This is a genomic window from Streptomyces sp. NPDC049627, from assembly GCF_044465645.1.
Classification (GTDB): Bacteria; Actinomycetota; Actinomycetes; order Streptomycetales; family Streptomycetaceae; genus Streptomyces.
Genome location: NZ_JBITLW010000015.1, coordinates 253,818 through 267,325, shown reverse-complemented (window position 1 = coordinate 267,325; position 13,508 = coordinate 253,818). Strand labels below are relative to the sequence as shown.

Genomic DNA, 13,508 nt, shown 5'->3' with positions numbered 1-13,508 from the left:
GGGTGCCGGACAGCGCCACACCGACGGTCCGGGGCGGCCCGACCGCGCTCGACTCGGCAGTCCTGCGTATCACGGACCAGCAGGGAACCTGCTGGGGTGTCGGCTTCCTGGTGGGGGAACAGACCGCTTTGACCTGTGCCCACGTGGTGAGTGCCGCTCTCGGAACGCCCGAGGAGCAACCGCCCACGGCCGCGGCGCGGGTGTTCGTGGGTCTGCCGCTGCTGTCCGCAGCCGAGCCCGGCCGGGCTCCGGCATCGGCATCGGCATCGGCATCGGCATCGGCACAGATCGTGCACTTCGCGGCGGGCGACGACGTCGCGGTGCTCCGTCTGGAAGCCGCGATTCCGCGAGGGCGCCCGGTGAGAATGGTCGACGCCGCGGACGTGTGGGGACACCCGGCCCGGATCTTCGGGTTTCCTCAGGGGCGCCCGGCCGGTGTGTGGCACGCAGGAATACTCCGTTCCCGCCAGGCCAACGGCTGGATCCAGACCGACCTGGCGTCCGACGGTTACCGCGTCTCCGGGGGATTCAGCGGCAGTCCCGTATGGGACGAGGACCTGTCCGCCGTGGTCGGCATGGTGGTCGTGGCCGAGTCCGGGGAGCCCGCGGCGAGCTACCTCATCCCCTCCGACACACTGCTGCGCGCTTGGGAACCGCTGCGGGCCCTGACACTGCCACCCTCCCCGTTCCGTGGCCTGGCCCCCTTCCGGGAGGCGGACGCGGCATCCTTCCACGGGAGGGATGAAGAGACCGAGGAACTGACCGCCAAGGTCGCCGCCGAACGCCAGGTATGCCTGGTCGGCCCGTCCGGATCGGGCAAGTCCTCACTCGCCCTGGCCGGCGTGGTGCCGCGCCTGCGCGCCCAAGGACTCTCCGTGGGCGTGGTGCGTCCCGCCGCCGGCAGCCGGCCGCTGTCGGCGCTGGCGGCCGCGCTGCTGCCCCTCCTGGAGCCCGACCTGCCCGTCGTCGAACGGCTGGACCGGCTTCCCGCCTTGGTGCGCGTCCTCGCCGAGCAGGGCGTCGCGGACACCGTCACCGCCGTACTGGAACGTCAGGGAACGCACGGCCTGCTGCTCGTCGTCGACCAGTTCGAGGAACTGCTCGTCTCCACCCCTGACCTGGTGGACGAGCTGGCCGACGCCCTCTACACAGCGTCCCTCCCACCGGGCCTGCACGTGCTCACCACCCTCCGCGCCGACTTCCTGGAGAGGGCGCTGACCCACGCGCAGGTGGGTGCCGCCTTCCGCAACCGGCTCTACGCCCTGGGCGCTCCGGGCCCGCAGCAGCTTCGCCAGATCGTCACCGAACCGGTGGACGCCGTACCGGGAGTCGGCTATGAGGCCGGTCTCGTCGAACGCGTGCTCGCCGACGCGGGAGAGGAACCGGGCGCGCTGCCCCTGCTCGGCTTCACCCTGGACCGGCTCTGGCGCAGCCAGGACGGCGGGGTCCTCACCCACGAGTCGTACAAGGCGCTGGGTGGCGTCACGGGCGCGCTGGGACAGCAGGCCGAGCGTCTGTGGAGCGCGCACGTTCCGGAGTCCGCGCTGCCCGCCGCCCGCCGCCTGTTCGCGGCGCTGGTACGCGTGCCCCTCGGCACCAGCGCGATCACACGGCGGACGGCCCTGCGCAGTGAACTGGACACCAAGGCCTGGGAGATCGCGCAGACCCTGGCCGACGCGCGTCTGCTCGTCACCGGGCGCAGCGCCGAGGGCGTCGAGACGGTGGAGGTGGCGCACGAGGCCCTCATCAACGAATGGCGGCGCCTGGCCGACTGGGCCGAGGAGGACCGGTCCTTTCTCATCTGGCGCGAAACACTGCGCCACGACCGGGAACGCTGGGAGCACGGCGGCAGGGAGCCCGATCTGCTGCCCTCGCGTTCGGCCCTGGAAGCGGCCGAACGCTGGCTGTCCGACCGTGGCCGGTTCCTGACCGACGCCGAGCAGGACTACCTTCGCCGCGGGCGGGCTCACCGGCAGGCACGACGCCGCAAACGGCGAGTCCTGACGTCCGCCGTCGCATCCCTCACCGCTCTGGCGGTCCTCCTCGGCGCGCTGTTCGCCTACTACCGCTCCGTCAGCGGCCAGCGCGCGGCGGAGTCCACCTCCCGCGCACTGGCGCAGAGCTCCACCGACCTCGCCACCTCGGATCCGGTGCTCTCCGTCATGACGGCGCTGGCGGCCTACCGGACGTCCCCGACCCAACAGGCCCGCGACGCCCTCCTGCACGCCCGGCTCTCGTACTCCCCCGATCAGCGCCTGCTGTCCGGATCAGACGGCTCCGTCCACGGCGTCGCCGCGAGCAAGGACGGCGAAGTGGTCCTCGTTCATTCGGCCATCGGCAAACCCACTCTGTATGTACACGCGGCCACGGGAACGGTGAGGAGAGAACGGCTCGACCTGCCGGACCAGGTCGCACTGAGCTTCGTTTCCGCAGACGGACGCCGGGCCGGCTTCTTCACGGAAGCGCAGGAACTGGTCTGGTTCGACGTGCGGCGTGACGGCGGCCCCGGCAGCCTGGCCGGCCCGGCGCACCGGCTGCCGCCCCGGCTCGGCTCGCCGCCCGATCTCAGCGACATCAGTGACAACGCCGCGATCTCGAGCGACGGGCGGATCGTCGCGCAGACCGGGGCGGGCTTCACCACTGTCACCTGGTGGGACCTTCAAAAAGGGACGTCGGGCACGGTCCCGCTGCCTCCCGGCCTGCCGAAGACGACCACCTTCGACGGCGTCTACATCGGCTCAGACGACCGCAGGCTGCTGACTCACGTCTTCGACGAGAAGACCGAGAAGAGCTCACTGATCGCCATCGACCGGAGCACCCGGCACACGCAGGTCATCCTGCCGCCGACCACGGAAATCAAGGTTTCCGCCGGTGGGAACACGGTCGCGAGTTGCGAGTCGTCCAAGAAGCACGGAGGGCTCACACTCGTCGTACGGAGTACCGACCGGTCAGGTGCGGTACTCCACTCCACGGACCAGGGCCTGGGCGAGGGCGACACCTGCGGGCTGGAAGGCGTCGACGACAGCGGTAGATGGGTGGTGCTGCCGGAATACGACGGTAGCGGCCGTCGCTCTCTGCTGGACTTGAAGACCAATCAGGTCCGCTTCTTCAGTAAGAGTTGGGGGGCCGACGCGCATACGGTGCACAAGGTGGTCTCGGTCCGCGGCGAACCCGTGCTCCTCGCCTCCGACGACAAGAGCGTGATGCACATCCCGGCCCTGCCCGAGGGTACTCCGGCGGATCCGCTGACGAAGCCGGCACTCTCCCCTGACGGGAAATCCATCGTGGGCCTGGCGGACGACGGCAAGCGCATCGAGCGCCGTGCCTCGGACGAGGGCGCCTCGGACGAGGGCGGCAACCTGCTGGCCGGTGCGGAACGCCGACCGGGCGACGTCCTCAGCGAGGATGCGAGGGTCGCTTTCAGTGCGGACGGGAAGGTGGTGGCCGACCGGGTCGGGAAGAGCACCATCGTGCTGCGGCGGGCCTCGGACCTGCGCCCAGTCCGTACGATCACCGCCATGGATCCGCCTGCCCGTGACCGCTGGTCCAAGGACATGGGTTTCAGCTTCCGCTTCATCGGAGACAGCGTGGTGACGCTGTCCGGCCCGGTTCTGCAGAGGTGGGACCGGAACACCGGCCGTCGGACGGAGCAGACGGACTTGCGGCGCCTGATCCCCGGTGTCTCCGCCAAGAGCGCACTCACGTTCACCACGTATCCGAAGCGCGGTCATCTGGCCGTCGTGGTGTGGGGTGACCCGGAAGTCCACATCGTCGACACGGTGGCGGGGCGTGACGTGAAGACGATCGAGACGGGATCGGACACGACGACGATCCAGTTCGGCCCGGCCGGAAAGTACTTCGCTCTGCTTCGTAGAGGAGGCAACGTCGAACTCTGGCAGACCAGCCCGCCCCGCAAGAGGATCGGACCGATCCTCGCCAGTGACCCCCACTACGACACGGGATTTGTCACCCAGTTCCTCCGCTACGGGCGTTTCCTGCTGTTCTCCGGTACCTCGGCGCACTTCTACGACACCGGCGAGGGCAGGTCGAGCGATACCTACACCTTCGGCGTTCCCGTCGATTCCACCACGGGGTACTCCTACATCGATGCCTCCACCGACGGCAGGACGCTCCTGTTCCGTGGCGACGAGTTGGCGCAGACCGCCTACCGCACCATCCGGCTCGACGCCGACCTGTGGCAACGTCAGCTGTGCCGCATGATCGGTTACCGCGAATTCACCGCTGAGGAAAGGCAGAGTCTGGGCGCCGCCGTCCCTGAGGAACCCCTCTGCCACGACGGATGACGCCGTCCGCTCCAGGCCACGTCGTGCAAGCCGCGTCTACCCCGCAAGCCCCGGACTCGCCCACGCCCGCGCCTATGCCGCCCTCCACGGTCACCTCGCTGCAGCAAGGACACCCACCACGACGGTTTCGCGCTGGACTACTGGCTGACACAAAAGCGCCGCGCCGCCCGGCAAGGCCGCTCTCCCCCCACCACCCAGGTACTTGAAACCAGACCCGTGGGGGGGGGACCCACCCTGGCCCCACATCCGGCAACGCACCTACCAACAAGCCAAGCTGCACCACCACACCGGCCAGAACCACTCCCCCACCCTCCAGCGATGGACCGAGCAGCAACGCACCCACTGGACGCCTCCAGGTCGCCGTACGCGAACGCCTGCGCAAACTCATGACCGCGCCCTACTCCAGCGCCGGCCACGAAGTCCACCTCGTCGTCACCTGGATCAACAGCCAACCCACCCTCACAGGCTTCCTCGAGGAAGCAGCCCGGGCAGGAACCAGACCTCGACTACGACCGCTTCCGCGCCGGCCTGAACGGCGACATGCCGGGCATCTGGTGCAGCCGGACCGAAGAGGGACTCGCCACCCTCATCTGGCGACTCATACAGGACGTCGCCAACAACGAGGCAGCAAACCCCTCTTCCAGCTGGCGCATCACGAGCGGCTACAGCAACAAGAGGAACATCCAGGACGGCTGGCGGGAGTTCGCCGAGGACATCCTCCAGCCCTTCTTCGACTACCTCAGCAAGCGCGTCGGCGCCGAGAGCAGCATCCTGCACACACTCGAGCGCTACCGGGCCCGCATCGAGTGGTTCGACCGCGAAGAGCTGTACACCGGTTTCGAAGCAGACCGCGCCAACGGCGAAGAGGTCTAGACCTCGAGTGCAGCGCTTCCTCTTCCTCGAAGGCGACCACATCACCCACGCCCAACCACGCTCAGCCTGTACGCCCACGACTACGGCAGCACATCGCCTACCTCGTCATCTACAACATCACCGACAAGCTCCTCGAACTGCCCACCGACGGAACCCCCGACGCATGGCCCCGATACACCGAACCACTTCGGCGTCCGCGTCTACTTCATCCACGTCCGCGTCCTGCCACCCACCACCACCGCCAGCAAAGCCGGCAAAGCCACCCGCGTCCCCCTCACCCTCGACGACCTCACCAACCCGGACACCGCCTGACGTCCGATTCAGCAGGTACATTCGACAGGATCCATACCTCAAGTCGCCTGCCGCTCGATAGGGAGCATTGTGAACAATCGGGACCGCATCCCGTACTTCCGCTGGCAGCGCCACTTGCCGCGCCTCGTACAGGACCGGAGCGCGGGCCTGATGATGGCCGGGGCGGCGCTCATCGCCCTCTCGTTCAGCGTCATCGGCGGTCTCGCCGAGTTGTCCGAACCCTCATCAGATCCGTGCCAGCGGGCACGCGACATCGCCGACGAAGCCCGCCCCGCTGACGGAAAAGTGGACTCCGGCATTGAACGCGAGCAGGCCATCGAACCAGCAGGCGATTGGCTCGACGCTGCAACGGAATGCCAGCGGGCCGGCGGCGACCCAGGGCCCGGGTTCTAGCCACCACACCGCAGGGCACCGGGCGCCACCCACATGGCATCGCAAGTAGTGACCCAGGAAAACTGCACTACGCTCGATCGACCTACACACAGCACATAAGCGCAGGTCAGACAGCTACTGCCACGCTCAGCCACAAAGGTGAGAAACCCCAGCTCATAGCCACAGCAGCCACGCAGCACGATTGGGCGACGACAGGCACGAACTCACCAGCGTGCAGCAGTGGATGCTGGAGCAGGCGATGAGGGAACGTCTTGGCGGTAGTTGTCGGGGCGCTTACGGCGGGTTACGTGGTGGCAGGGCCCCAGTCCCCCGGTGCTCAAGGTCCCGGCGAAGCTTCAATCGCCTACCGGGCTCACCTCGACCCCGTGGAGGGCACCGGAGAACCCACCGGAACGAAACCCGGCGGGCACGGACCCGCTGGGCGCACCATCGTGCCCGAAACACCACCCACCTGTGGTTATTCACGCGTAAGCGTCGAGCTCAGCGAGGCACCGGATCTTCGGAGGCGGGCTGCGGTTCTGCGGTCTTCGGGACCAGCGCGCGGATGGAGGGGGTGGCGACCATGGCGAGCGTGGCGAGGAGGATGAGCGCGGCGGCCGCGTAGAGGGTGGCATGGAGGCCGAGGAGGAGTACGGCGGGTCCGGCGGCGAACTGGGCGAGCGGGAGCGCAAGGTAGGAGCCGAGGTCGTCGTAGGCGTAGACGCGGGCAAGGCGGTCTTCTGGGATCTGCTCGTTGAGGGTCGAGTACCAGGCGACGCCGGCCTGTTCACCGCCCACGCCTGCCACGAAGTTGGCCACGACCAGCAGCCATGTGTAGGGGGCGAGCGCGAGCAGCAGCGGGATCGTCGCCGTCAGGCCCATCAGCGCGCAGCCGACCAGAATCGCGCGCCGGGGCCGCCATCTCAGCGACAGTACGCCGCCGGCGACCGCGCCGAGCGAGCCCGCGGCAAGGGCCAGGCCCCAGCCGCTGCGGCCGATTTCGGTGCTGTCGGCGACGGCCGGGCCGAGGACGGTGAACGAGGCGGTGAGGCCGGCGTTGAGGAAGCAGAAGGCCACCACGATCACCCACACCCAGCTGCGGGAGGTGAACTCCCGCCAGCCGACGCGCAGTTCATGAACCACACCGGGGCTGGGCTCGGGCGGCGCGGCCTGGACGCGGACCAGGGCGAAGGACGTGGCGGCGAGCGCGAAGCTGAGCGCGTCGATGGCCAGGCCCCAGCCCGGGCCGATCGCGGCGACCAGCATGCCGCCCAGCGACGCACCCGCGACCACCGCGCTGCTGCCCGCGATGCGGGAGAGTGCGAGGGCGGCGCGGCGGGACTCGGCCGGCACGGTCTGGGGCAGCAAGGCCTGGGCGGCGGGCTGGTAGCAGGAACCTGACGCCCCGTTGACCGCGGCGAGCACCATGAGCAGGGGGATGGCGGCGTTGTGGGTGAGGACCAGGGCGGCGATCACCGCCTGGCTCACGGCGCAGACCACGCTGCTGCCGACCAGCAGCGGGCCGCGCGGTAACCGGTCCGCCAACACCCCGCCGTACAGCAGGAAGAGGATGCTGGTGAGGGAGTGGGCGCCGAACACCAAACCGAGCGAGCCGACCGAGCCGGTGGCATCGAGCACGGCGAAGGCCAGGGCGATCGGCGCCACCCCGTTGCCGAGCAGGTTGGCCGTCGTACCGATGAAAAGGTGACGGAACGGGCGGTGGCGCAGAGGCGCCAGGGCGGCAGACATGCGCCTGATCGTCGGGACTGGGTGGCGCGCTCGTCAACGGATTATGGGACTGGCACCGGGCCCAGGCGGTGCGGCATGCCGCGCAACCGCTGATGGCCTCGCTCTCCACACCCTCCAGCTCTCAGACCGCCTCCGGCCAGAAGTCGCCATCGCGGACCATCCCCGCCGACATACCGAACCCACTCGCCGAAAGTCCTCAATGGCCATCCGGCGCACAGGTTTCCTCACGCTCCCGTCCAGGAATCCGCGAACCCGCGCGCTTCGGCGTTCGACATCCTGGCCCATCCTGCGGCGGGCTTGCCTGGCCTTCGGCCACGTCCGTACGCGGAGCGCCGCCAGGTCCCACGACCAGGGGCATACCTACCTGACGGCCGACCGCCACCCTTTGTGCTATCGCCAAAGCTCGCCCGCCTCATCGACGATCAGCTGCAGCACGGTCCCCCCAGCGCAGCAGCACGGCCCGGTGCAGATACCTCTTGCCCGGTCACAGCCCTGGGCGTCCGCGCGATACCCTCGGTCTCGCCGACGCCCTCAGACACTACGTCTGCCCGTCCGCGCGGCACGGAACACCGCCCGGCAGGCTGGTCCGAATACATGGCGGCGCCACGGGCTGCTCCGCAGGGCTAGGAACTTGCTCGTCGAATTGCTTTGCCTACGCCAATATGAGTAGAGGCCCCTGACGCCTCGCGTTCCTGCCCTCCTTGGCTCAGGCCAGCGCGTCCATCAGTGCGGTGCCGTAGGCATCCGGCCGCTTCTCCACAGCTCGCGCCGTCAGCTCTGCCCTCCCTCCCCCTCGCCATGTCTTGGCCACCACCTGCACCTCTTCCGAGGATGCCGGCCCGTCCCGGACGAGCCAGTACAGTCGCGCACTCGCTTCCATGGCCAGCACCCCACCGGCCTCCTCCTACACCTCGGGAAACCGAAGACCCCACGCCGGGTCGTGCAGCAGCGCAAGATTGACGGGGCAGTGCGCCACATCAAGATCTGCCGAACCCAAAGAGGTCGCTGCCCAGTCGACGACCCCCGTGGTCCGGATGTCTGCTGACTTTGAAGGCGACATGTCGGACAGCACGTTTGCCCGACTGGAAGCCCCGGTGCAGAAACCGGCTTTCACGGGGCGGCGGGGGCTTGCGGATAACGTCGACAGCGGCCGCCGAAGCCGACGCGTCGGCGCCATTCGGAACCACGATGGGCCATTCGCGCGCCCGGGGGGGTGAGCTGGGGCTTTGACAGAACTCAAACCGCCGTTCTCCATCGCGTTGAGATCATTACCCGGCTGCATGCATAGGGCAATCATGTAGGCCTCCGGACCCTCCGAAGCAGTGCCGCTCCGCCGACCTGATCGGCTGCAGCGTCATGGGTTTTCTCGTTACTCCACAGCGCGGCGATGAGTTTGTGGCTCCGGGCCGGTCCAAGCTCGTGACACCTAGGAAAGGACACCGCCATGTCGGAGCTTCTCGTCGACTTCATCACCTCCCTCGACGGTTACGCGTCGGGAGAGGGATGGCCCGGGTTCTGGGGCCTGGAGGGCCCGGAGTACCTCACATGGCTGGGCGAGCAGCCCAAGGCCACGTACCTGATGGGAGCGAACACCTACCGCCTGATGTCAGGCTTCGCCGCAGGCGAGGTCCCGAAGGGCCAGGACGAGTTCAGGCCCGAAGAAGAGGCGTCCGTCGACGAGCTGACGCAAGCGTCCAAGGTGGTGTTCTCCTCCTCACTCGAGGAGCCACTGACGTGGGCCAACTCCACGCTCGTCCGTGACGACGCCGTGGAGGCGGTCCTTGCCATGAAGTCGAGTGGCTCGGGGCTCCTGAGCACGATCGGCAGCCTCAGCCTGTGCCGGTCCCTGCTACGAGCTGGACTCGTCGACCGCTTCCGGGTCGTGATGTTCCCGGTGATCACCGGGGCCACGGGCGCAGAACGCATCTACGACGGCTATCCGGACGTTGCCCTGGAGATGATCGGGCACCGTACCTTCGACGGCCGCATCCAGCTGGTCGAGTACAAGCCCCGCGTGCTCCAGCACCCGCCGCTCGGCGTCCCTGCGTGACGTCGCCCCGTCCGCCGGTCTGGACAGCCGCCAGGCCGGCGCCGGCGGGCGCGCAGCAAGACCTCATAGAGGGCGAACGGCCGACATCAGGACGCCCGGTCCAGCGACAGTGCCGGCGGTCGTCAACGTCACATACTCCCGCGGCCGCTTGGCGGGCTGTAAGGCATGAACCGCTACGAGCTGGCGGGCCAGCAAGGGGAGACGCCTGTCCAAGCACTCGTCGTCGAGGACCGCCCGGCCCGCTATATACGTCATGAGGAGTGACGGATACTCGCGGCCCGCGGCAGTCGGATCAACCGCGACCGCTTCGAGTGCCGATGGTCAGCTTCCGCAGCTCGGCAGAAAGGCCACCGTGCAGCGCCTTGGTTCTGCTGATTCGTGCACCGGCTTCCAGGTGCCGGCTCACTCAAGCCAGGTTCAACGGTCGGACAGTCGCTGCCTCATCGTGGTTGGTCACCGTGCCACCTCATCATCCGGCTGGCGACCCGCACGAACCCCTTACGAGAAGCGATGACCGTGCGACTGCGACCGGTCAGACGAGATCGCATCCAGACACGGGCCGCTCTGCGGCGCGAGGGCGCCCCTGTGGCAGGCGAGTCCCGTCTCCTGTCGCCAGCCTCTGCAGACGAATAATGCAACTTCCGAATACTGACATTCCATCAGTGCTCGCGTGCCACAGCCGAGGGGCTGATCGGCGGGGTCGCCGGAGCGTTGGCGTCTGCGTCCACGCTGCTGCTGGGCCGGTACGACGCCGCAGGTCGCTTGAGGGTGATCGCGGCAGCTGCATCCGGCCGGTCCCGGGTCATCCCTGGCACGCGGAAAGGGGCTTTGACGAGTCAGGCGGTCAAGGCGATGTCGTTCTGGGTGAGGGGCTGACGGACGGATTCCGTGAGACGGTCGGCAGCTGGTGGAGAGATCGTATTCCGGGGGGTGCGCTATTCGGAGGATGAGGAGCATCCGCTGAGGCTTCCGGCAGACGGTGTCCTGAGAGCGAGCGGTGCTCTCTACACCGGTACTGCATAGAGTTGATCCCAGGTGCTGACGTACACCAGCCCGCCGGACACCGCCGGCCTTGACGCGGCTTCGTGGGTGGGGAACTTCCACTTTTGCTTGCCGGTGGCGGCATCCACCGCGTACAGGTATTTGTCGTCGCTGGAGGTGGCGACGTACACCACCCCATCGGACACCACTGGCGATGAGAACGCGCGGCTGCCGGTTGGGAACGTCCACCGTTGTTTGCCGGTGGCGGCATCCACCGCGTACAGGGACCCGTTGCTGCCGACGTACACCACCCCGTTCGCCACCGCCGGCGAGCGACCGCCGCCGTTGGTGAACACCCACCGTGTCGTGGCCTTGATGGTGTCCACTGCGTACAACTGCCCGCCGAAGGAGGTGAAGTAGACCATGCCGCCATAGACGACCGGTGGCTCCCCGGACACGGTGGCGATGTCGGATTCCCACCACTGCTCACCGGTGATGGCATCCAGCGCATACAGCAGACCGTTGTTGGTGTCGCCGACGTACAGCACCCTGCCGGCCACCGCCGGCGATGCCCGGAACACACCACCCTTGCCTGTGCGGAACTTCCACCGTTGCTTACCGGTGGCGGGGTCCACCGCGTACAGGTACTCGTCGCTGCCGACGTACACGAGCGCGTCACCCGCCGTCGGCGAGTACGCGTTTCCGCCGGTGGGGAACTTCCACCGTTGCTTGCCGGTGGCGGTGTCCACGGCATACAGGTGCTTGCCGCCGCATGCGTACACGAGCCCGTCGGCCAGCGCCATCGACGAGGGCGCCTCGGCGTCCTGGCCGGTGGAGAACTTCCACTTTTGCTTGCCGGTGGCGGAGTCCACCGCGTACAGGGATGCTTCGCGGCCGCCCACGTACACCACCCCGCGCGACACGAGCGGCGACGAGTAGTTGGAGCCGCCGTTGGCGAACGTCCACTTCGGGCTCCCGGAGTCGTCGCTGTTCGCCAGGTACCAGCCGGCGACGCCGAGCCCGGTGGCGGTGGCAGTGCCCGCGAGGCCGAGCAGAACCCGTCGGCGGGACAGCCCGGCAGGGCCTGCAACTGGACGCGCAGAGGGAGACGGTGCCTGGCCGGGAGGGTGTACGACCAGGTGGGGACGTGGCTCGGTGGCGCCACCGACTGGGGCGCTCGTGTGAAGAATGCTACTGGGCCGGAGATTCGTGAGGTCCTGCTCGGGAATGGTGTGCCGGGTCGGCGCCAGGTCGCCGGTGGGGGGCGGAGTCTGCGGTTGCGGCGCGGGGGTCGGCGCCGGTGCGGGACTTGACGCGGGCTCGGGCCTGAGCGCTGGTGCGGGGGCGGTGGTGCGCAACTGTACGGTCCGGGCGACGGTCCTGGGCATCCAGTCCGCTTCGGTGAGCACCTGGGGGGTGGCTCGCTTGCCTCCGGCGGCCTCGGCCAGCTGGTCCAACAGCACGGCCGGGCTGGGCCGCTGGTCGGGTTCCTTGGCCAGACACCGCGTCACCACTCTGCGCAGGACTGGCGACAGTGCGCCCAGGTCGGGTTCTTCATAGACGGTGCGGAAGTGCAGGGCGTGCGCCGAGCCGGTGCCAAACGGCCCGACGCCGGTGGCGGTGAACGTCAGCACCGCGCCCAGGGCAAACACGTCGCAGGCCGGTCCGAGTGCCCGAGCGGTCAGTTGTTCAGGGGACATGAAGCCCGGTGTGCCGGCCGTCATGCCGGGCTGGGTCAGCACGCTCGCCTCGCTGGCCAACGAGATTCCGAAGTCGATCACCCGGGGCCCGTCCGCGGCAAGAAGCACATTTGAGGGCTTGAGATCCCGGTGGACCACACCGGCAGCGTGGATGACCTCCAGTCCTTCGGCCAGCCCCGCCCCCAACGCAAGCACCGGCTCTTGTGGCCAAGGCCCGTGTGCGGCCACCGCCTCAGCCAGGGACAGCCCCGGCACGTACACCGTGGCCAGCCACGGCGGCGATCCCTCTGGGTCGGCGTCCACCACCCCTGCGGTGAAGGCGCCATTCACCCGCCGGGCCGCGGCCACCTCCCGGGCGAACCGGCGCCGGAACTCTTCGTCCTCCGCCAGCTCCGGTCGCACCATCTTCACGGCCACCGCTCGCCCGCCGGGCGAGCGGCCCAGATACACCCGCCCCATCCCGCCCGCGCCCAGCCGGGCAACGATCCGATACCGTCCCGCCTGACGCGGGTCCCCCGCCTCCAGAGCCTCGAACGACCCCATCCCCCACAACCCCCTTGCCCTGCCGGGCAATCGCTCCGGCCCTAGTGGAGAGAACCCATATAGTGCCCGACTCCCCACCAACGGGGATACACAGCCAGGGGAATTACGTGGCGGGAGCGGGACTGAGGGCCGCCTGGCGAGGTGATTCCTTAGCACGCAAACAGCCCGGCCGCCCTCAATACCTTCAATCGTAGGATCTTGGTTCGAAGAGCCGGTTTGTTGCGAGCGATCCAGCTGGCTCGATGCGCGGGCCGACCATCGGGGGCCAGCGGAAAACCGGAGCCCGTATCCGTGATGCTCGTCAAGTGTTCCGACCCCTCGTTCTCCGGGTGTTGTTCGAGTGAGGCGAACTCCCGTACGCCCCGGCGCCGTAAGAAACAGAGGGCTGCAGCTGTCCCACTCCCCATTCCCACGCGCCCTCTTCGATTACCCGCCTTCGCAACCGACCCACGGGGATTCAGGCATTGAGCAGTGCTGTTTCGTCACCGGATCTGTCAACCTCGGAGCACACCATCCGAAGGTGATCACGCTACGAACTCCCTGCCTCGGAGGACTGTGGAGCAGCACGCTCAGCCAGGAGGGTGGAAGCCGTGGCGTCGCATCAGCAGGCTGTAGCCGGCGGTG

At 68.4% G+C, this 13,508-nt stretch carries 6 protein-coding genes and 2 pseudogenes; 4 read left to right on the top strand and 4 right to left on the bottom strand.

Annotated features, from left to right (window positions below; translation table 11 throughout):
* Window positions 1-2 precede the first annotated feature (2 nt).
* The 3 genes from ACIBU0_RS35835 to ACIBU0_RS35825 all read left to right on the top strand — a co-directional run bounded on the left by ACIBU0_RS35835 (window position 3) and on the right by ACIBU0_RS35825 (window position 5,882).
* Window positions 3-4,304 carry a trypsin-like peptidase domain-containing protein gene (locus ACIBU0_RS35835; protein WP_398827060.1) on the top strand — a complete coding sequence of 1,434 codons (4,302 nt, stop codon included), beginning with the start codon at window positions 3-5 and terminating at the stop codon, window positions 4,302-4,304.
* A gap of 540 nt (window positions 4,305-4,844) precedes the next feature.
* Window positions 4,845-5,177 (top strand): hypothetical protein, encoded by a 333-nt coding sequence (locus ACIBU0_RS35830; RefSeq protein ID WP_398827058.1) that lies wholly within the window; start codon window positions 4,845-4,847, stop codon window positions 5,175-5,177.
* 381 nt (window positions 5,178-5,558) lie between these two features.
* Entirely contained in the window at window positions 5,559-5,882 is a 324-nt protein-coding gene (locus tag ACIBU0_RS35825; RefSeq protein ID WP_398827056.1) for a hypothetical protein, read from the top strand.
* A gap of 480 nt (window positions 5,883-6,362) precedes the next feature.
* On the opposite strand, the gene ACIBU0_RS35820 is transcribed toward ACIBU0_RS35825, so the two are convergent.
* Window positions 6,363-7,610 (bottom strand): MFS transporter, encoded by a 1,248-nt coding sequence (locus tag ACIBU0_RS35820; protein ID WP_398827054.1) that lies wholly within the window; start codon window positions 7,608-7,610, stop codon window positions 6,363-6,365.
* A gap of 706 nt (window positions 7,611-8,316) precedes the next feature.
* A pseudogene (locus ACIBU0_RS35815) lies at window positions 8,317-8,800 on the bottom strand (phosphotransferase); the annotation flags it as partial.
* A 254-nt stretch (window positions 8,801-9,054) separates the two neighbouring features.
* Between ACIBU0_RS35815 and ACIBU0_RS35810 the strand changes: the two are divergent.
* Window positions 9,055-9,660 carry a dihydrofolate reductase family protein gene (locus ACIBU0_RS35810; RefSeq protein WP_398827052.1) on the top strand — a complete coding sequence of 202 codons (606 nt, stop codon included), beginning with the start codon at window positions 9,055-9,057 and terminating at the stop codon, window positions 9,658-9,660.
* 96 nt (window positions 9,661-9,756) lie between these two features.
* On the opposite strand, the pseudogene ACIBU0_RS35805 reads toward ACIBU0_RS35810, so the two are convergent.
* Both ACIBU0_RS35805 and ACIBU0_RS35800 read right to left on the bottom strand, forming a co-directional pair.
* A pseudogene (locus ACIBU0_RS35805) lies at window positions 9,757-10,066 on the bottom strand (aminoglycoside phosphotransferase family protein); the annotation flags it as partial.
* Window positions 10,067-10,664: 598 nt separating this feature from the next.
* Window positions 10,665-12,884: a PQQ-binding-like beta-propeller repeat protein gene (locus ACIBU0_RS35800; protein WP_398827051.1), complete on the bottom strand. Its 2,220-nt coding sequence runs from the start codon at window positions 12,882-12,884 to the stop codon at window positions 10,665-10,667.
* Window positions 12,885-13,508: the final 624 nt, after the last annotated feature.